19 protein-coding genes are annotated in these 18,888 nt (G+C 34.1%); all 19 read left to right on the top strand.

From position 1 onward, the window contains the following. The first annotated feature begins 161 nt into the window (after window positions 1-161). The 19 genes from ADJ60_RS08765 (at window position 162) to ADJ60_RS08675 (ending at window position 18,741) form a co-directional block, all read left to right on the top strand. A complete protein-coding gene (locus ADJ60_RS08765) occupies window positions 162-737 on the top strand; it encodes a sugar transferase (RefSeq protein WP_052691054.1) in 576 nt (191 codons plus the stop codon). Window positions 738-779: 42 nt separating this feature from the next. Beyond that, window positions 780-1,484: a YveK family protein gene (locus tag ADJ60_RS08760; protein ID WP_045611656.1), complete on the top strand. Its 705-nt coding sequence runs from the start codon at window positions 780-782 to the stop codon at window positions 1,482-1,484. A gap of 1 nt (window position 1,485) precedes the next feature. Further along, window positions 1,486-2,139: a CpsD/CapB family tyrosine-protein kinase gene (locus ADJ60_RS08755; RefSeq protein WP_045611653.1), complete on the top strand. Its 654-nt coding sequence runs from the start codon at window positions 1,486-1,488 to the stop codon at window positions 2,137-2,139. A gap of 30 nt (window positions 2,140-2,169) precedes the next feature. Beyond that, entirely contained in the window at window positions 2,170-3,270 is a 1,101-nt protein-coding gene (locus tag ADJ60_RS08750) for an EpsG family protein (RefSeq protein ID WP_049544614.1), read from the top strand. 16 nt (window positions 3,271-3,286) lie between these two features. Then, entirely contained in the window at window positions 3,287-4,120 is an 834-nt protein-coding gene (locus ADJ60_RS08745; protein WP_049544613.1) for a glycosyltransferase, read from the top strand. Then, entirely contained in the window at window positions 4,117-4,515 is a 399-nt protein-coding gene (gene tagD, locus ADJ60_RS08740; RefSeq protein WP_049544612.1) for a glycerol-3-phosphate cytidylyltransferase, read from the top strand. The genes ADJ60_RS08745 and tagD overlap by 4 nt, the downstream gene beginning before the upstream one ends. A gap of 1 nt (window position 4,516) precedes the next feature. Continuing rightward, window positions 4,517-5,596 carry a glycosyltransferase gene (locus ADJ60_RS08735; RefSeq protein WP_049544611.1) on the top strand — a complete coding sequence of 360 codons (1,080 nt, stop codon included), beginning with the start codon at window positions 4,517-4,519 and terminating at the stop codon, window positions 5,594-5,596. After that, window positions 5,593-6,702: a CDP-glycerol glycerophosphotransferase family protein gene (locus ADJ60_RS08730; RefSeq protein WP_049544610.1), complete on the top strand. Its 1,110-nt coding sequence runs from the start codon at window positions 5,593-5,595 to the stop codon at window positions 6,700-6,702. The genes ADJ60_RS08735 and ADJ60_RS08730 overlap by 4 nt, the downstream gene beginning before the upstream one ends. A gap of 14 nt (window positions 6,703-6,716) precedes the next feature. Further along, window positions 6,717-7,697, top strand: a complete 981-nt coding sequence (locus ADJ60_RS08725) for a glycosyltransferase family 2 protein (RefSeq protein ID WP_049544609.1) — start codon at window positions 6,717-6,719, stop codon at window positions 7,695-7,697. A gap of 30 nt (window positions 7,698-7,727) precedes the next feature. Then, complete coding sequence (locus ADJ60_RS08720; protein WP_049544608.1) at window positions 7,728-8,708, top strand: glycosyltransferase family 2 protein; 981 nt, start codon at window positions 7,728-7,730, stop codon at window positions 8,706-8,708. Between the two features lie 22 nt (window positions 8,709-8,730). Continuing rightward, window positions 8,731-9,690 carry a glycosyltransferase family 2 protein gene (locus tag ADJ60_RS08715; RefSeq protein ID WP_049544607.1) on the top strand — a complete coding sequence of 320 codons (960 nt, stop codon included), beginning with the start codon at window positions 8,731-8,733 and terminating at the stop codon, window positions 9,688-9,690. 13 nt (window positions 9,691-9,703) lie between these two features. After that, window positions 9,704-10,678: a glycosyltransferase family 2 protein gene (locus tag ADJ60_RS08710; protein WP_049544606.1), complete on the top strand. Its 975-nt coding sequence runs from the start codon at window positions 9,704-9,706 to the stop codon at window positions 10,676-10,678. A gap of 1 nt (window position 10,679) precedes the next feature. Then, entirely contained in the window at window positions 10,680-11,675 is a 996-nt protein-coding gene (locus tag ADJ60_RS08705) for a galactofuranosyltransferase (protein ID WP_049544605.1), read from the top strand. Window positions 11,676-11,680: 5 nt separating this feature from the next. Next, window positions 11,681-12,643: a capsular polysaccharide synthesis protein gene (locus ADJ60_RS08700; RefSeq protein ID WP_049544604.1), complete on the top strand. Its 963-nt coding sequence runs from the start codon at window positions 11,681-11,683 to the stop codon at window positions 12,641-12,643. Further along, on the top strand, window positions 12,644-14,194 hold the full coding sequence (locus ADJ60_RS08695; protein WP_049544603.1) for a lipopolysaccharide biosynthesis protein: 1,551 nt from the start codon (window positions 12,644-12,646) through the stop codon (window positions 14,192-14,194). It begins immediately after the preceding gene. Between the two features lie 10 nt (window positions 14,195-14,204). Continuing rightward, window positions 14,205-15,314 (top strand): glycosyltransferase, encoded by a 1,110-nt coding sequence (locus tag ADJ60_RS08690; protein WP_049544602.1) that lies wholly within the window; start codon window positions 14,205-14,207, stop codon window positions 15,312-15,314. A gap of 242 nt (window positions 15,315-15,556) precedes the next feature. After that, on the top strand, window positions 15,557-16,408 hold the full coding sequence (ylqF, locus tag ADJ60_RS08685) for a ribosome biogenesis GTPase YlqF (protein ID WP_049544601.1): 852 nt from the start codon (window positions 15,557-15,559) through the stop codon (window positions 16,406-16,408). Continuing rightward, window positions 16,395-17,174, top strand: a complete 780-nt coding sequence (locus tag ADJ60_RS08680) for a ribonuclease HII (RefSeq protein WP_049544600.1) — start codon at window positions 16,395-16,397, stop codon at window positions 17,172-17,174. Before ylqF ends, ADJ60_RS08680 begins: the two co-directional genes overlap by 14 nt. A 16-nt stretch (window positions 17,175-17,190) precedes the next feature. Further along, window positions 17,191-18,741 carry a ClC family H(+)/Cl(-) exchange transporter gene (locus ADJ60_RS08675; RefSeq protein WP_049544599.1) on the top strand — a complete coding sequence of 517 codons (1,551 nt, stop codon included), beginning with the start codon at window positions 17,191-17,193 and terminating at the stop codon, window positions 18,739-18,741. Window positions 18,742-18,888: the final 147 nt, after the last annotated feature.

The raw sequence follows: 18,888 nt of genomic DNA, 5'->3' as shown, positions 1-18,888 counted from the left end.
TGTATGATTTAATTCTTGGTAAATATACATATTTTTATTAGTTCTAGCTTTTTATACTCAGGACTATATATATATATATATATATATATATGCATCAACGTAGTGAGTGGCGCACGCATATATATGTGTGCGCCTTAGTTTTTTCTAGGAGAATGATGCTTATGTATAGGAGAATTAAGAGAATTATAGGTCTTCTAATTTCTATACCCTCATTACTATTAATTATCCCGATTTGTTTAATAGCATGTATCTTTATTGTAATCGAATCAAGTGGTAATCCTATTTATATACAAGAACGAATTGGTTTAAATGGACAAAGTTTTTCAATTTATAAACTCCGATCCATGTATCAAGATGCTGAAAAGAATGGTCATAAATGGGCGAGCAAAAATGATACACGCATTACAAAAGTTGGACGTTTTATTCGTAAAACACGAATTGATGAATTACCACAAATCATTAATGTAATTAAAGGTGAGATGTCCATTATTGGACCACGACCAGAACGACCAGAGTTTATCAATGAATTTTTGAAAGATATCCCTAATTTTAATGAACGTTTAGCTGTCCGCCCAGGAATCACAGGATGGGCTCAAGTAAATGGTGGTTATGAATTAACTCCTAAAGATAAATTAGTCTACGATCTATTCTATATCAATCACGAAAGTATCAAGTTAGATTTTCTTATACTATTAAAAACAATTAAAGTGATGGTTACCGGGAACGGATCTAGGTAGTTCTAAGAAAGAAAAAATAAATAAAAGGAAACAAACAATAATATGACTATTTTTAATAAAAATATTAATAGAGTTTTTTCTTTGATAAAAAGCAAACTACTATTTTTACTTCTATTTACTATAGTAGGGACGACAGCAGTTGGTCTATATACTGTTTTTATCATTTCTCCTATATACAGTGTATCCTCTAAGCTCATAATGAAGAACACTTCAAGTCAAACAAATGGGCAAAATAATGATGCGCAAACGATTGAAGCTATAAACCTCTTTCAAAGACAAGCTAAGACTTATTTAGAGATAGCAGATCTTCCCCCTGTAAAAGATGAGACCAATAAAGCATTAAGCTTATCACCAGATGAAATTTCAAAAATCAAGTCTGTTAAATTAACAAATGACTCAGGTTCTCAGTTGGTCACAATAACAGTGAGAGGACTAGATCGAAATTTAGCTGAACGTTATATTAAAGAGTATGTGTCTCAGTACAAGAAATTTACAGCAGATAGATTAGGGCGCGACAACTTGTCAGTTGTTACAGAAGCACTGGGAAGTGATTCTCCAGTTTATCCCGTTCTATGGAAGAATCTTCTTGTATCTATTCTAGTATTTTCTTTTGTAGGATTTAATGTTATTTTCATCAAATATGTACTGAGTGATTCGATTGATTCTTACGAAGACTTGGAAGAGTTAGTGGGAACACCTGTTCTCGGGATGATTCCGACTATAGAGAGAAAGAGAAGAGGTGAGTGACATGCATATCGAAGTTATTCATAACAGTAAATCCATCGTAGCTGAGTCCTTTAGAACTTTAAGGAGTAATCTTCAGTTCTCAGAATTTGGAAAAAATATTAAAATCATTGTCGTTACAAGTGCCAACCCCAATGAAGGCAAGAGTGAAGTCAGTATCAATCTTGCCGCCTCTTTGGCCCAACAGGGGAAAAGAGTGATTATCATAGACGCGGATATGCGTAAACCAACTCAACATAAATTAACCGAGCTAAATAACACTGAAGGACTCAGCACTTTTTTATTAAAGAAGTCAGGAGTAGATTCCATTAATCATTTGACGATAAATGATGTGAATTTAGATGTGCTGACTTCAGGACCTGTTCCGCCTAATCCTTCTGAGATGTTAGCTAGTTCTTCTATGGATGAAACACTTAAAGCATTTGAGGATTTTTATGACTATGTCATTATCGATACCCCTCCCTTGCTAGCAGCAACTGATGCCCAAGTTTTAGCCAGTATTTCGGATGCTACCCTTCTGGTAGTAGATATCAAAAAATCAAAACGACGACAAATAATAGAAGCAAAAAGAAGATTAGACCATGTTGGAGCTAGACTACTTGGTGTGATAATGAATAAAATTGATTCACATAAAGATACCTATTATTACTATTATTAAACTAACTATTTGAAAGGCAGGAGAGAAAAAATGACAATCTATCTTTTAATGTTCGTCTATGTCTCTTTTCTTGCCTTTTTCTCATTGAAATATGAGGATAAAGTAAAAGAGTTAGGTTTCCTTGTTCTTCCGACTTTTTTCTTTTTTTTAATCATTGCAGGTTTTCGTACTTCTAGTGTAGGTGGAGATTTAGGAACTTATATCCATATTTTTGAATCAAATAATATTCAGATTCCAGATTTATCACATTTATTTAGTTCTCGATTTGAAATTGGGTACTTACTGTTCACTATTTTTCTAAGAAACTTCAGTGATCATTATCCATTCCTCTTATTCGTATTTGCATTTCTGACCTTATTAAGTTGGTTTTTTGTTCTTTATAAGCATTCTAAAAATGTTTACATGAGTTTACTGATTTACTTCAGCTCGTTAGGACTCTTTTTTTATTCTTTATCAAATATCAGGCAAGGTCTGGCGATTGCTTTAAGTTTTTTAGGGTTTCACTACTTAGTAAAAAACAAGAAGATTTTAGCATGGGTATTTATCTTACTAACTCCCTTATTTCATACATCTGGTATCGTCTGCCTCTTGTTTTTCCCCCTTAAAAAAATCGTTTTAAATAAAAGAATATACCAATTTGTGTTCCTTGCATTTCTAATCATCTTACCTTTTATCAAACAAATTGCAACTATCTTTATTTCTTTCTTCCCTCAGTATACTTCCTATCTGGAATCATCATGGTTTTTGGAAAGCAATAAATGGGCACCTGTATTTTTAACAATTTGGTATGGTATCGTTCTGATCTTTGGTGAATTAGTGATTAGAAATAAGAAATTATCTACTGAAGAAGAATATATAAGAAGTCTATTCTTTATCTCCTTTTTATTTACTGCGTCAACTTTGCAAACAAGTCTTTTTGGCAGATTTGCACACTATTTTACCCCCTTTATTTGCCTATATATCCCCATGGTTTTATCTAAAATAGGTGACAAAAAAGTTCAGTGGATTTTATTTTATTTGGTAATATTGGTTTATGCTTCAATCTTTCTGGTCATTGTTTATTTTAAAGCTGACTGGTACCATGTCGTTCCCTACCGTTCAGTTATTGTAGATTGGTTATTTGGAAATTAGGTTTAGGAGTTATAAAATGAAATTTTCAGTTCTAACGACAGTCTATAAAAAAGAGACTCCTACAAATTTAAGGAAAAGTTTACTAAGTTCTTATCAGCAGACCCTTAAACCGACAGAAATCATTTTAGTTTGTGATGGCGAATTGACTGAAGAGTTAGAAATAGAAATCCAAAAGTTGCAGAGAGAGATTCCGATTTTAAAAGTTTTTCATTTACCTGAAAATTTAGGCTCAGGACCAGCCTCTCTCTTTGGAGTCAATCAATGCCAAACAGAATTCATTGCTAGAATGGACAGTGATGATTATTCTCTAGAAACAAGGTTTGAAAAGCAAGCAGCAGCCTTTGAAAAAAATCCCAACCTCATCATGGTTGGTTCCAATATCCTAGAGAAAAATACAGAGTTTACCGCCTTAAAGAAAGTACCAGAAACTACAGCCGAAATTCGTCAATATTCGAAAATGAGAAATCCCTTTAATAATCCATCGAGTATGATGAAAAAAAAATATATCTTGAAGGCTGGTAATTATCGTAAGTTCCGCTATCTAGAGGATTATGACCTCACAATGAGATTGTTACACGATAATCCAACCAAGGATTTTTTGAATATCCAGGATCCCTTGGTTGTCATGCAGACTAACGATTCTAGCTATCTGCGTAGAGGCGGTTTCTTGTATGTAAAGACGGACTTTATGCTCCAATTAGATTTTTATCGTAGAAGAGACATTAGTCTAGTAGAATTTCTTAGAAATATTTTCCTTCGTAATGCGGTTCGAATTCTTCCGAATTCAGTTAGGAAATGGGTCTATAGGAAAAAAATGAGAGAAGATGTAGAGGTGGTTAGGAAGATATGAAGAGAGTCATTACATACGGAACATTTGATTTATTGCATTATGGTCATATTAATCTCTTAAAAAGGGCAAAAGCTTTGGGAGATTATTTGATTGTAGGATTATCCACCAATGAATTTAATAGACTAGAAAAAAATAAAGAATGTTATTTCGATTACGAAAAAAGAAAATCGCTATTAGAGGCTATCAGATATGTGGATCTTGTCATACCAGAAGAAAATTGGGATCAAAAAATCTCAGACATCGAAAAGTATCATGCTGATGTCTTTGTCATTGGAGATGATTGGCAGGGCAAGTTTGATTATTTAAGTGATATGGGGATAGAGGTTGTTTACCTACCACGAACAAAAGAAATTTCAACCTCTAAGATAAAGAATGATTTGAATCAAGGAAACTAGGATGAAATATCAAGTCATACATGTAACAGGTGGTGTAAGGAATACCATGAGCGGGGTACAAAGTTTTATAAAGAATCATATCCCAACTGATGATCAAGAATTTGAATATATGGTTGGCGAGTCAAATGGCGACGCTCATTTCCCATTTAATCAATACCTAGATGAAAAAGAAATCAAACGCATTGTATTTCCTGCCCTACAGATTTCTAAACTATTTGCCTATGCGAGAGAGTGCCGACAATTTTATGAAAGGAATAAGATTGACATTCTCCATGTCCATAATCCTATAACCGCTTTTATCCATAATTACTATGCTCGAAAAAATGGTGTCCCAGTTAGGATTTACCACAATCATAGTAGCCAATTTTCAGATACTTGGTTGAAAAGTATTCGCAATCGATTTTTGGTCTTTTTGGCTTTGAAAAATGCGACCCATCGTGTCTCTTGTGGCCAATTAGCTGGACTGAAGATATTTGGAAAGAAATCCTTTCAAATCCTTCCAAATGCAATTGACATCGATAAGTATCGCTTTTCTCCGACTTTTCGAGAAGAGATTCGCAAAGAGTTTCATATAGCTGAACATCAAAAAGTAGTAGGGATGATTGGTATTTTAAATCCTTTCAAGAATCAGAGTTTTTTGATTGAAGTTGCTAAAGAATTACCTGACGTTACCTTTGTCTTTGTTGGTGAAGGTCCAGATCGTGCCATTTTAGAAGAGAAAAGTAAGGAAGTGAAGAATATCATCTTTACAGGAAAAAGAGAAGATGTTCATAAGTTTTATTCAGCCTTTGATATCTTTGCCTTTCCTTCTTTGTATGAAGGTTTCCCAATCGTGCTGGTAGAGGCTCAGTGTTCTGGAGTCGATATTCTCATGAATGAAACGATTGATCCAACAACTCAGATCGTTAGTGAACTTTGCACAGCCATGCCTCTAGATAAGGCTAAATGGGTAAACTACATAAAAAAGGCGCCTATCAAGAAGAAACAACGACAGCTAAATGAACACCTAAAGCAGTTTGATATTGAAGAAAATGTTCAAAATTTAAAAGAAATTTATAAGCAAGGTTTAAAAAGAGAATGATCAACTATTTAAAACCCTTACTGTTCAAAGTAAGTGATTTTACTTATAAAATAAATAAAATGATTCCCAAGAAAAGGAACAGAATTGTTCTCTATTCTAATTGGGGGTTCAGAGATAATCTTAGAACACTTTATCACTATTTAGTGGATAATGGCTATCAGGAAACATACGAAATCGTTTGTGCTTCAAATGATTTTTATCATTTAGAAAAAGAAAAGAATGTGAAGTATGTTTCTATTTATCAAGGTTTCTTTTATTTTTTAACATCTAAATATTTTTTCTATTCTTTTGGCAAGTATCCCATCAAACCTGCTCCAAACCAGATGGTTGTCAACTTGTGGCATGGAATGCCCTTGAAAAAAATTGGGAATCTTGAAGTTGGCATGGAAAAGATTGACTATAATTTCTTTACAAAATTAGTCTCCTCTTCAGATTTATTTACTCCAATCATGAAAGCAGCCTTTAATGCTAAGGACGAGCAGATGCTTCTTGTTGGCAATATTCGAAATGATGAGCTCTTTAAAGAGAAAGAGGAGAAGAAAATCATCTGGATGCCAACCTACCGTAATTCTAAAAACTATCATGATAGCCAAGCAGCATTGATATTTTCTTTAGAAGAAGAGGATTTTCAAAACATTGAAGAACTACTCTCAAACTATGGGTATCAACTTTATATTAAACTTCACCCTCTTGAGGAATCTCAGTTACAATTCGAAATGAATTATTCGACCATTCATCTATTAACAGAAGAGATTATTAGTGAGCAGTATGAGACTTTATATACCTTTTTGGGAACAACAAGTGCATTAATTACTGATTATTCATCAGTATTTTTAGATTATTATTTATTAAATAGGCCAGTTGCATTTACCATTAATGATTATGAGGAATACAAAGAAAAACGTGGTTTTGTATTTGAAGATATCAAGAGTCTTATGGTGGGGAGTGTCATTCGTGATTCGCATGATTTATTAGAATTTCTAGCGAGTGTCATGAAATCTGAAGATCCTTATATTGACGAACGAAAAAATGTCAATAACAAGGTAAATGCCATTCAAAAAGATTTTACAAAGACACTTTTGGATGAAATTGGATTAAGGAAATAAGGTTAGGATAAAGAATGATTAGTGTAATCGTACCTGTTTATAATGTAGAAACTTATCTGGAAGAATGTTTAGACAGCATTCAAAACCAAACCTACACAGACCTTGAAGTCCTTTTAGTCAATGATGGTTCTACAGATGGCTCACAAGCTATTTGTGAACGTTATTGCCAAACAGATAAGCGTTTCCGATTAATCAATCAAAGCAACCAAGGCCAAAGTGTTGCACGAAATACGGGTGTAGCAGCTTCAAGAGGCGAGTTTATTGCATTTGTAGATAGCGACGATATCATCTTACCGAATTATTTAGAAACCTTAATGCACTATATGAGTGACTACGTCGATATTGTAGAAAGTCAGTTCACCGTGCATAAAAAGGATTTCTTGGCTGCGAAGTCTCAAGAGATAAAGATTCTTTTTGAGGGAAATTCTGAAGAGGCAGTGAAAGTTGTTCCTAACCACCTACTAAGTGTCAATCCAGTCACAAAGCTTTATAGAAGAGCTATTGTCGAAGCTATTCCTTACTTAGAAGGCTTCATTTTTGAAGATATTTATAGTGGAATTGGTATGCTTAAATACATCAGAAAGATTGTTAAGATTGATTATGTAGGCTATTATTACCGTCAACACGCAACTAGTACCATGCATCGAACCTTTACTCCCAAAAACTTGGATGTATTTACAGTCAGTGACCAATTGATAGACTTGTATTCTGATAGGGAAGAACTTCTTCCTTATATTGGTAAATACCTAGTTCATGTAGCAACCATGCATTATCAAGACTATATTCAAAAAGGGAATCCCTATGCAGATGTCTATAATCAGAAATTGGCTGACTATGTAACTATCACCAAGAAAAATCCTGAGGTAGCCAAAAGTTCGCGTATGATTAGACTGTATAAGCTGTGTCCAAAATATTACAACACCATTCTATTTCCTTTCTATCACTCTATATGGAAATGGAAAAATGACATTCAGAAAGACAAGATAGAAGAATGAAACAGTATCATTCAAGAGGGAAAGAGGAAAATGATTAGCGTAATCGTTCCAGTTTATAACGTGGAAGAATATCTGGAAGAATGTCTAGAGAGTATTCGAAAGCAAACCTATCAAGATATCGAAGTCATTTTAGTCAATGATGGTTCTACAGATGGCTCCCAAGCTATTTGTGAGCATTTTTGCCAAACAGATAATCGCTTCCGATTGATTAATCAAAAGAATCAAGGTCAAAGTGTAGCCAGAAATCGTGGTGTGAAAGAATCCATGGGCGAATACATCATGTTTGTCGATAGTGATGATGTTGTGAAAGAGAATATAGTAGAAGTATTATTCTCCTATATGAAGGCGGATGTAGATATCGTAGAATGCAAAAGTACTAAAATTAAAGAAGAATTATTAAAAAATGAACCTAACAGAATTATATTTGAAGGAAAATCAACAGAAGCAATTCTTAATTGTATTGGCTATAAAGAAGTAAAGTATTGTGTTTTTACCAAGCTATATAGAAGAGAAATTGTTGAAAAAGTTCCATTTTTAGAGGGATATATTTACGAAGATCTTTATACAGGAATCAATTATTTAAAACATATTCGTAAAATAATTGTCGTTGATTTAGCAGGTTATTATTACCGAGTTCGTCCGAATAGTACTATGACCCAAGCATTTAATGAGAAAAATTTAGATATTATTACAGTAGGAAATAAATTAATCGAATCTTTCCAAGATGATGGATATTTATTACCGTATATTGGATACTTTATGTTTTATCTTGGACTTAGCCATTATCAAAGAGATGGAATCACGAGGAGGAGCCCTTATGTTGATTTATATGAAAATTTTATCAGAGAGTGTGCTTTTATTGCAAAGCAATCTCAAGAAGTTGTTTGTAAATACCGTTTACTAAGACTTTATTTAATGGCACCTAAATATTTTACAATAATTACTCATCCAGTATATCAGTTTATTGATAAAATATGGAATAATTTTAAAATGTTGATTCACAAACTATAACTGAAGGAGCCTATGAACAAAAATGATTAGTATAATTGTACCTGTTTATAATGTGGAATCCTATTTGAAAGAATGTTTAGAAAGTATCCAAAAACAAACTTATACAAATTTTGAAGTTATATTAGTTAATGATGGATCTACTGATAATTCAAAAGAAATTTGTGAAGAATATTGTAGGAAAGATACTCGTTTTCACTTAATAAATCAGGAAAACCAAGGGCAGAGTATTGCAAGAAATAGAGGCGTTGCTGAGTCTACAGGAGAATTCATTGTTTTTATTGATAGTGATGATATAGTAAAGTTTGATTTGTTGTCGCAATTAAATAAGCATATGTTTGATGGAATTGATATTGTAGAATGTAATATAACCGAGGATATTCATTGTTTAAATTCCGAAGGAAAAGAAATTGATGTTAAAGAATTGGATTCAAATGAAGCGTTATACCAATGTTTTAATCATGGAGTAAATTGGAGCCCTGTCGCAAAACTCTATCGTCGTAAAATAGTGGAGAAAGTTCCGTTTTTAGAAAATTTAATTTATGAAGATTTTTATACTGGAATCGTCTCTTTAAAATATATTCATAAAATGAGAAAAATTGACTATATTGGTTATTATTATCGATATCATACTTCTAGTACGATGAATCAGACATATTCAGAAAAGAATCTTGATATTTTTAAGGTTGGCGAAAAATTATTAGAGGAATTTAGAGAAGATAATTGGTTACCTTATGTAGGGAATATGTTATTTTTAGTCGGTATTGGACATTTCAAAAAGTATAACATAAGAGTTGGACATCCATATTATCAGTTATATGTTGATGCAATTGATAACTATTTTGAAATAGCTAAGAAATCATCAGATATTTTTAAATCTAGTAAACTATTAAGATGGTATAGTTATTCACCAAAATATTTTTTTAATTTATATTATCCTTTGTATTTAAGATATTTAGACATTCGAAAAAAATGGAAAATTTAATAGGAGGCTATTTATGATTAGTGTCATTGTACCAGTTTTCAATGTTGAAGAGTATCTGGAAGAATGTTTAGATAGTATTCAATGTCAAACTTATAGCAATATTGAAGTAATACTTGTTAACGATGGTTCTACGGATCATTCACAAGAAATTTGTGAGCGCTATTGTCAACAAGATCCTCGCTTTCACTTAATCAATCAAGCAAATAAAGGATTAAGTGGCGCTCGTAATCGTGGTATGACTGAATCTAAAGGCAAATTTATCACTTTTGTAGACAGTGATGATGTCATTAAAGACGATATGTTGGAGCAATTATTAAAGCACATGACTTCAGAAGAAATGGACATCGTAGAATGTTGGTATACAAATGATCAAAAAGAAATAGAAATCCCTTCTCCCGAGAATGTCAAAATTATTTTTCAAGGAAATGCTAAAGAAGCTTTAGTCTCTTTATGTAAAGATAATATTGTCCGTTTGAATGCAGTTGCTAAACTTTTTCGAAGACAAGTGATTGTCAATTTTCCATTTTTAGAAGGTTTATTTTATGAAGATGTGTATGGAGGAATGGGAATTTTAAAGCATATACACAAAATGGTGAAAATTGATTATACAGGATATTATTATCGTGTACGACGTGGTAGTATTATGAATCGCGAATTTAGTTTGAAAAATTTGGATTTGTTTACGATTTGTGATAAAGTGGAGCAACTATATGAAGGAAATGCTGACTCACTCCCATATGTACAGCGTCGCTTATTTCATTTAGTCTTGATGCACGTTGTTGACTATCGTATATTTGAGGGAAATCCCTATCAAGAGAAATATGTAGAATATTTGAATCGTTACGCTAAAAGTTCAAGGAAATCATTATTAATGCGGGCCTATCGCTTATTCCCTCAAAATATTGTCTTTATTTCAAGAGTTATTGGAGCCATTCAATGGAGATTTGAAAAATATATTGTAAAAAGATTTTGGAGAGGGTTGAAGTAGTATGAATTATTACTTAAAAGAATTTTACGCAGAAGCCAAACATGCAGGATCTAAAGCTAGATTAGATGCTGAAAAAATAATGGTAGAAGCAGGATATCAGGCTTTTCCCCTAAATAATGATTCAAATCCCATCGCTTTGACAAAAGATGATGTATTAGTTCTTCAATTTCCGTTATTATGGCATTCCTTAAAAAAACAAATTTTAACGAGATTTTTGAAAAATAGAACATTCAAAGCTTATTTGCTGATTCATGATATCGAGTCCCTGAGAAACAAAACAATCAATTCATTTACAGATTTCAAGTACTCTATTATCCATTTTTTACAAAATAAAACCGTACTTGAAAAAGTAGATGGTATTATCGCTCATAATGAAAAAATGAAAGCAGAACTTGTGCGATTAGGAATACCGGAAGAGAAGATTGTTTCATTAGAGATATTTGATTATTTGATTCCAAATTATAAAGAGAAGAAAATTTATGAGAAAAATACGGTTATAGTTGCTGGAAATTTCGATATTCGGAAAACAAAATACGCAAGACAATTACCCCAAAAACCAGATTTTTCTATTTATGGTATTAACTTTGAAGAGGAGAATCTTCCTTACAACGTTCATTATCAAGGTGCTTTTTCTCCTGATAAACTTCCTAATCACTTGCATGGAGGTTTTGGCTTAGTCTGGGATGGAGATAGCCCCCATACTTGTAGTGGAATGTATGGAGAATATTTAAAACTTAATAATCCTCATAAAGCGTCTTTATATTTAGCATCAGGTTTTCCAATCATCGTATGGAGCCAATCTGCTTTGGCTGATTTTGTAAGGAATAATCAATGTGGAATACTTGTTGATTCATTGTTTGAAATTGCAGATTGTTTAAACTTAATAGATGAAAAAGATTATCAAGAATTGATTAAAAATAGCAAGAAAACCGGCCAAAAAATCCGTCAGGGGTATTTTCTTAAAACATCCTTAGAAAAATGTGAAAGGAAATTTTAGCGTTTATGAAATTCCAAACCTTACAAGAAAAAATCACTCGCTATCATACAATTCTAAAATGTTATGGTCTCAATCCAACTCTAGCTTATTATCTTGCGCAACAGTCTGAGACGAAGTACTATGATTTTCGTAGAAAAATTCTTTTGGATTTTGTACTAAAATTAAGAAAAGAAGCACAACTAGTTGATTCGAGTAATGAAAAAGAGGAAGAAACAACAGAATTTCCGAAAATAATTTGGACAATGTGGCAACAGGGAGAAGCTCAAATGCCTGAGACAGTCCAGGCTTCAATGAAGACCATAAAAGATTTCGCCAAAAGAAATGACTGTGAATTCTATTTGTTGACGGATGAAAATCTGGCGGATTTCATCAATATTCCAATAGACATCACCGAAAAATACAAGAAAAAAGAATTATCAGCTGCGCATTATTCAGATATTATTCGTTTTAGTCTCTTATACCAATACGGTGGAATTTGGATGGATGCAACCTTATTTGTATCTCCCTATGCAACTTTAGAAATGTTTGAGGGTGACTTCTTTACTCTGAATCATCCACCCTTACAGCCAGAAAAAATGGAACGAACTGTCGGTGACTTTAAATGGGCAGGTTTCTTTCTAGCAGGAAAAAAAGGCAAACCTTATTTTAAACATATTCGGGATTTATATCTTTACTATGTTCGTAAATACCCAGTTTTTATTCATTACCTGATGATGGATTATTTTATTTTGTCCGAATATCAGTGCAATCCTTATTTTGAAAACTTAGTGGATAGATTACCGATTCTAGCACCAGCTGAGCGTGTTTGGTTTTTAAGAGACCATGCCCATGATCTTTTTGAGGAAAAAGAATGGGAAGAAGTATTAAAAACAACACCGATTTTGAAAACGACTTATAAAATCAAGAAAGAAGAAGTCCTTCCAGGAAGTTATCTCGATCAACTTTTACAAGGAAAATTAAAGGAATAGATGAAATACACGAAAAAAAGTAGAACAGAATTTGCCACCTTAAATACAAGTATTGCTCTGGCATTGCAACCTTTTCAAGTCCTTCTTGGCTTTATCAATCGAACTATTTTTATCAATTTACTTGGGGTAACCTATCTAGGATTAAACAATTATTTGTCTAGCTTAGTTTCTATTCTGTCTTTGGCAGAATTAGGGGTTGCTGGAGCCATGAGCTATGCACTATATGACCCCTTAGGCAGAGAAGAACATGGAAAAATCAATGCTTTTATGATTCTTTTCAAAAAATTATATATAATCATTGGCTTTTCTATTTTTATACTGGGTGCTATACTTTCTTTATTTCTTCCTTATATGATAAAGGATTATACGGTAAATAGTGAAGTATATTTGATTTTTTTCCTCTTTGTATTTAACTCAGCTTCCAGCTATTTTTTCTCCTATAAACGAACCTTGCTTTATGTCGATCAGCGTAATTATATGATGACTTTGATTGACTTTGGATTAAATACGCTTCGTGTATGCTTGCAAATCGGAATTTTATTCTTTACCAAAAATTATATCTTTTATCTATTGATCAGTATCATGATGAATTTTATAGGGAATATCATCATGTCGGGGATTGTTGATAGATTGTATGGTTACTTGTTTAAGAATGAGATAACACCCATTAATCAGGAGGAAAAAGAAAAATTTATCCGAAATATCAAAGGAAATATAGTCGGTAGTATTGGAGAAACGATTGTTTTTCAAACAGATAGTATTCTAATGGCAAGTTTTGTTAGCTTAGCAGCTATTGGTATTTATGGGAATTATACCTATGTTTTAGGATTTCTTTCATTGATTTTAAATACTGTGATCAATTCAGTTGTTTCTTCCGTAGGTAACTTAGTCCATTCGGAATCTACGACAGTAGCAGATACGGTTAAATTCCTAAAAAAATACCAATTTATTGCTTTTAGCCTGATTTATTTTGCTAGCTTAGGCTATTTAATGTTCATTCATCCATTTATGATCATCTGGTTAGGGGAAAATTTTTCATTTAATCATACAGTTGAGATTTTGATTGTCCTTCATTTTTTCCTAACTTTTTATAGAAGACCGATTCTAACGTTGATTTCAGTTTATGGCTTAAGTTATGAGCAAAATAAAAAAGTTATCGTCGAGATTTTATTAAATATTTCCCTTTCACTCTACTTTTTAGCGATTTTAGATTTAGGAGTAGCTGGAATTTTATTGGGTACGATTTGTTCAACAGTCTTGACCTGTACATGGTATGAACCCTATAGCGCCTTTAAGTATGGATTGAAAGCTTCCTCAAAGGACTTCTTTAAAACATTGTTACAAGATTTCTCAGTTGCAGGGATAAGCTTCCTACTTTTGAGTTTACTGGATAACTACCTCTTAACTCAGCTAGATTTCATTTTTGGTTTGATCATCAAAATCGTCCTTTATTTGACAGTATTGGGGGTCTACGTTTTCCTATTTAGAAATCATGAAGGCGGTAGACAAATCATTCTGATGATTCAAAAAGTATTAAAGTTAAAAAAATAAGGAGAAATCAATGAAAAGAATATTGGTTTGTGGTCTGGTTCCAGATGTTGGTGGCTTGGAAAAAATTGTTCTAGATTTTTATAACCATATTGATACCTCTGAATTTGAACTGGAATTTTTACTACAAGGTCCTGAAGATGTTGAATTTAGTGATCATTTTAAAAAGCTTTGTCGCAATCCTCTAGTCGTTCATAGAATCCCCAAGTTAAGACCTCATATCAAGCAAGCCTTAAAAGAATGGGATGATTTTTTTAAGAAAAATGCTCACCGTTATGATATTTTATGGTCCAATCAAAATGGCTTGACTCATCTAGAATTTTTAAAATTGGCAAAAAAATATGGGATAGAAAAAAGAATTGTCCATGGACATTGTGCGACAGCAGATAAATTTTATCGCTTTGTTCATCCAGTCAATCGTCTTTTTGTCGGCAAATATGCGACAGATTATTGGGCCTGCGGAACAGAAGCATTGAACCATTTTTATCATGGTCAAGAAAGAGAAAAAGCTTTAGTGATTCATAATGCCATTGAGGTAGAAAAGTTTATATATAACCAAGAAAAGCAAGTTCAACTTCGTAAAGAATATGGTATTCCAGAAGATTGTTTTGTTGTAGGGCAAGTTTCTCGTCTATATGAAAAACAAAAAAATCAAAGTTTTTGTGTGAAGGTCTTTTCTGAAATCGTCAAAAAAGAACCAAATTCTCGTCTAGTATTTATTGGAAGAGGAGATACTGCATTTTTAGAAAATGTGGCAAAAGAATATGGAGTAGTAGACAAAGTCATCTTTACAGGATTGACCACTAATGTCGGAAAAATGCTAAATCTTCTAGATGTTTTCTTTTTTCCATCTAATTTTGAGGGATTACCGATTGTACTCATTGAAGCGCAAGCCAATGGATTACCTGTTGTAACAGCAAATCATCTACCAGATGCAAGAATACTAGATAACTATGACAACAGCCTGTCTTTGAAAGATTCTCTTGAAAAATGGGCAGATAAGATTTTGTCGGTCAGAGATCATCGAGAGCTTGATACAGAAAAGGCGAAACAGCTGATAGATGAAAACGGCTACGAGATTGAATCAGCAACTAGACAGTTGGAAAAATTATTTGACGAGTAATAAAAAGTTGATGGAGAGGACAAACATGTCTTCTCTAATTTTTTTATTATGATTTAATAGTTTGAACACCATTTTATCCAGAAACAAAAGCGGACAAAATAAGGAAGTCATGATATAATATAAAGTAGATTTCTATGTCATAAAACAAGAACTGTTTGAACATCATTCATTTGAAAACTTTCTATGTTCAAACGATAATAAAATAGGGGCTCTAAACCCTTGCTATGAAAGGAAAAAACTCAATGGCTACTATTCAATGGTTTCCTGGTCATATGTCTAAAGCACGTCGACAGGTTCAGGAAAATTTAAAATTTGTAGATTTTGTGACGATTTTGGTTGATGCACGCTTACCTCTGTCTAGTCAAAATCCTATGTTGACTAAGATTGTTGGTGACAAACCAAAACTCTTGATTTTAAACAAGGCGGACTTGGCCGACCCAGCAATGACCAAGGAATGGCGTCAATATTTTGAATCACAAGGAATCCAGACGTTAGCTATCAACTCCAAAGAGCAAGTGACTGTAAAAGTTGTAACAGATGCGGCCAAAAAACTCATGGCTGATAAGATTGCTCGCCAGAAAGAACGTGGTATCAAGACTGAAACCTTGCGTACTATGATTATCGGGATTCCAAATGCTGGTAAATCTACTCTCATGAACCGTTTGGCTGGTAAGAAAATTGCCGTTGTCGGCAATAAACCAGGGGTTACCAAGGGACAACAATGGCTCAAAACAAATAAAGACCTGGAAATCTTGGATACACCGGGTATTCTTTGGCCTAAGTTTGAGGATGAAACTGTTGCGCTTAAGTTGGCCTTGACTGGAGCTATCAAAGACCAGTTGCTTCCTATGGACGAGGTAACCATTTTTGGTCTGAATTATTTCAAAGAACATTATCCAGAAAAGCTGGCTGAACGCTTCAAACAAATGAAAATTGAGGAAGAAGCGCCTGTTATTATTATGGATATGACACGTGCCCTCGGTTTCCGTGACGACTATGACCGCTTTTACAGTCTCTTCGTGAAGGAAGTCCGCGACGGCAAACTTGGTAACTATACCTTAGATACATTGGAAGACCTCGATGGCGACGATTAAAGAAATCAAAGAACTCCTTGCTACTGTCAAGGACTTAGATAACCCTATTTTTTTAGAACTCGAGCAGGATAATCGTTCTGGAGTTCTAAAGGAAATAAGCAAGCGTAAAAAAGCCATTCAGGCAGAATTGGATGAGGATCTTCGTTTGGAATCCATGCTTTCCTATGAAAAAGAACTTTATAAGCAAGGATTGACCTTAATTGCAGGTGTTGATGAGGTTGGTCGTGGTCCTCTTGCTGGTCCTGTAGTCGCTGCAGCTGTTATTTTACCTCAAAATTGTAAGATTAGAGGCCTCAACGACAGCAAGAAAATTCCTAAAAAGAAACATCTAGAAATTTATCAAGCCGTTCAAGATCAAGCATTATCAATCGGCATTGGTATCATGGATAATAGAGTCATCGACCAAGTCAATATCTATGAAGCAACCAAACTGGCCATGAAGGAAGCAATCTCCCAGCTCAGTCCTCAACCTGAGCACCTTTTGATAGATGCCATGAAGTTGGAATTACCCATTTCACAAACATCTATCATCAAAGGAGATGCCAATTCCCTTTCAATTGCAGCGGCTTCTATAGTAGCCAAGGTGACACGTGATGAATTGATGAAGGAATTCGACCGGCAATTTCCCGGCTATGATTTCGCTACTAATGCAGGATATGGAACAACTAAACACCTGGAAGGCCTCGAAAAACTAGGAGTTACCCCAATTCACCGAACAAGTTTTGAACCCGTTAAATCACTGGTTTCAGGAGAAAAAGAAAGTTAAGTTAGAAGGATTGATTATGGAGGAACAGTCAGAAACACTCAGCTCCAAGAAAGAATTTGCCTTTGCCTCAAGCACCATATTATCCCAAGTTGGACGAGGAATCATTGTTGGTCTCGTTGTTGGAATTATAGTTGGATCCTTTCGTTTCTTAATCGAAAAAGGCTTCCACCTGATACAAGGACTTTATCAAGATCAAGCGCATCTAGTGCGCAATCTTTTTATCATTGGTCTATTTTATTTAATAGTTTGTTGGCTCAGTGCGAAATTAACTCGATCAGAAAAAGATATCAAAGGCTCAGGAATCCCTCAAGTCGAAGCAGAATTAAAGGGACTCATGACTCTCAACTGGTGGGGAGTTCTTTGGAAAAAATATATTCTAGGAATTCTTGCTATTGCAAGTGGACTTATGCTGGGGCGAGAGGGACCCAGTATTCAACTTGGAGCGGTTGGGGGTAAAGGAATTGCCAAATGGCTCAAATCAAGTCCAGTAGAGGAACGCTCCTTGATTGCTAGTGGAGCTGCAGCAGGATTAGCCGCAGCCTTTAATGCTCCGATTGCAGGACTTCTCTTTGTAGTGGAAGAAGTCTACCATCATTTTTCACGATTTTTCTGGGTTTCTACCTTGGCTGCTAGTCTCGTAGCAAACTTTGTTTCTCTGCTCATATTTGGTCTAACGCCAGTACTAGACATGCCTGATAATATCCCTCTCATGACCTTGGATCAGTATTGGATTTACCTCCTTATGGGAATTTTTCTAGGACTTTCCGGTTTTGTCTATGAGAAAGCTGTATTAAACGTCGGCAGAGTTTATGATTGGCTTGGTCAAAAAATACGTTTGGATAAAGCTTATTATCCAATTATGGCTTTTATTCTCATCATACCAGTCGGAATCTTCTTACCCCAAATCCTTGGTGGTGGAAATCAGCTGGTTCTTTCCTTAACTGAGCAAGATTTTAGTTTTCAAGTTCTATTAGCGTACTTTTTGATTCGCTTTGTTTGGAGCATGATTAGCTATGGAAGCGGCCTTCCAGGAGGAATTTTCCTACCAATTTTAGCACTTGGCTCCTTACTTGGGGCTCTAGTTGGTGTTATTTGTGTCAATCTCGGACTTGTAAGTCAAGAGCAGTTTCCTATATTTGTCATTCTGGGAATGAGTGGCTATTTTGGAGCGATTTCTAAAGCTCCCTTAACAGCTATGATTCTAGTAACCGAGATGGTAGGAGATATTCGCAACCTCATGCCACTTGGATTAGTAACCTTGGTCGCCTACATCATCATGGATCTACTCAAGGGTGCACCAGTCTATGAGGCTATGTTGGAAAAAATGCTGCCAGAAGAAGCGACAGATGAAGGAGAAGTCACTCTCATTGAAATCCCTGTTTCAGATAAAATAGCAGGAAAGCAAGTACACGAACTCAACTTGCCACATAACGTACTCATCACCACCCAAGTCCATAATGGCAAGAGCCAAACAGTTAACGGCTCAACCAGAATGTATCTCGGAGATATGATTCATCTAGTGATTCCAAAAAGTGAAATTGGGAAAGTCAAAGATTTGTTGTTGTAGGAGTTTTTACATAATTTGTGTTATGTAAAAATAAACTCTTAATTAAATATATTAGAAAACCGATTCTCAGCAATGAGATCGGTTATTTTTTACAGATAAGATATTTCACATACAAATAATTGAACTTTGGTAAAAATAAGACTATAA

The organism is Streptococcus pseudopneumoniae (genome assembly GCF_001076775.1).
Lineage (GTDB): Bacteria > Bacillota > Bacilli > Lactobacillales > Streptococcaceae > Streptococcus > Streptococcus pseudopneumoniae_G.
This window is presented reverse-complemented; position numbering and strand designations above follow the sequence as displayed.

What these genes read in the sequence shown, in the direction of transcription:
- ADJ60_RS08765 (WP_052691054.1), top strand. Translation starts at nt 162, where the DNA reads ATGTATAGGAGAATTAAGAGAATTATAGGTCTTCTAATTTCTATACCC.
- ADJ60_RS08760 (WP_045611656.1), top strand. Translation starts at nt 780, where the DNA reads ATGACTATTTTTAATAAAAATATTAATAGAGTTTTTTCTTTGATAAAA.
- ADJ60_RS08755 (WP_045611653.1), top strand. Translation starts at nt 1,486, where the DNA reads ATGCATATCGAAGTTATTCATAACAGTAAATCCATCGTAGCTGAGTCC.
- ADJ60_RS08750 (WP_049544614.1), top strand. Translation starts at nt 2,170, where the DNA reads ATGACAATCTATCTTTTAATGTTCGTCTATGTCTCTTTTCTTGCCTTT.
- ADJ60_RS08745 (WP_049544613.1), top strand. Translation starts at nt 3,287, where the DNA reads ATGAAATTTTCAGTTCTAACGACAGTCTATAAAAAAGAGACTCCTACA.
- tagD (WP_049544612.1), top strand. Translation starts at nt 4,117, where the DNA reads ATGAAGAGAGTCATTACATACGGAACATTTGATTTATTGCATTATGGT.
- ADJ60_RS08735 (WP_049544611.1), top strand. Translation starts at nt 4,517, where the DNA reads ATGAAATATCAAGTCATACATGTAACAGGTGGTGTAAGGAATACCATG.
- ADJ60_RS08730 (WP_049544610.1), top strand. Translation starts at nt 5,593, where the DNA reads ATGATCAACTATTTAAAACCCTTACTGTTCAAAGTAAGTGATTTTACT.
- ADJ60_RS08725 (WP_049544609.1), top strand. Translation starts at nt 6,717, where the DNA reads ATGATTAGTGTAATCGTACCTGTTTATAATGTAGAAACTTATCTGGAA.
- ADJ60_RS08720 (WP_049544608.1), top strand. Translation starts at nt 7,728, where the DNA reads ATGATTAGCGTAATCGTTCCAGTTTATAACGTGGAAGAATATCTGGAA.
- ADJ60_RS08715 (WP_049544607.1), top strand. Translation starts at nt 8,731, where the DNA reads ATGATTAGTATAATTGTACCTGTTTATAATGTGGAATCCTATTTGAAA.
- ADJ60_RS08710 (WP_049544606.1), top strand. Translation starts at nt 9,704, where the DNA reads ATGATTAGTGTCATTGTACCAGTTTTCAATGTTGAAGAGTATCTGGAA.
- ADJ60_RS08705 (WP_049544605.1), top strand. Translation starts at nt 10,680, where the DNA reads ATGAATTATTACTTAAAAGAATTTTACGCAGAAGCCAAACATGCAGGA.
- ADJ60_RS08700 (WP_049544604.1), top strand. Translation starts at nt 11,681, where the DNA reads ATGAAATTCCAAACCTTACAAGAAAAAATCACTCGCTATCATACAATT.
- ADJ60_RS08695 (WP_049544603.1), top strand. Translation starts at nt 12,644, where the DNA reads ATGAAATACACGAAAAAAAGTAGAACAGAATTTGCCACCTTAAATACA.
- ADJ60_RS08690 (WP_049544602.1), top strand. Translation starts at nt 14,205, where the DNA reads ATGAAAAGAATATTGGTTTGTGGTCTGGTTCCAGATGTTGGTGGCTTG.
- ylqF (WP_049544601.1), top strand. Translation starts at nt 15,557, where the DNA reads ATGGCTACTATTCAATGGTTTCCTGGTCATATGTCTAAAGCACGTCGA.
- ADJ60_RS08680 (WP_049544600.1), top strand. Translation starts at nt 16,395, where the DNA reads ATGGCGACGATTAAAGAAATCAAAGAACTCCTTGCTACTGTCAAGGAC.
- ADJ60_RS08675 (WP_049544599.1), top strand. Translation starts at nt 17,191, where the DNA reads ATGGAGGAACAGTCAGAAACACTCAGCTCCAAGAAAGAATTTGCCTTT.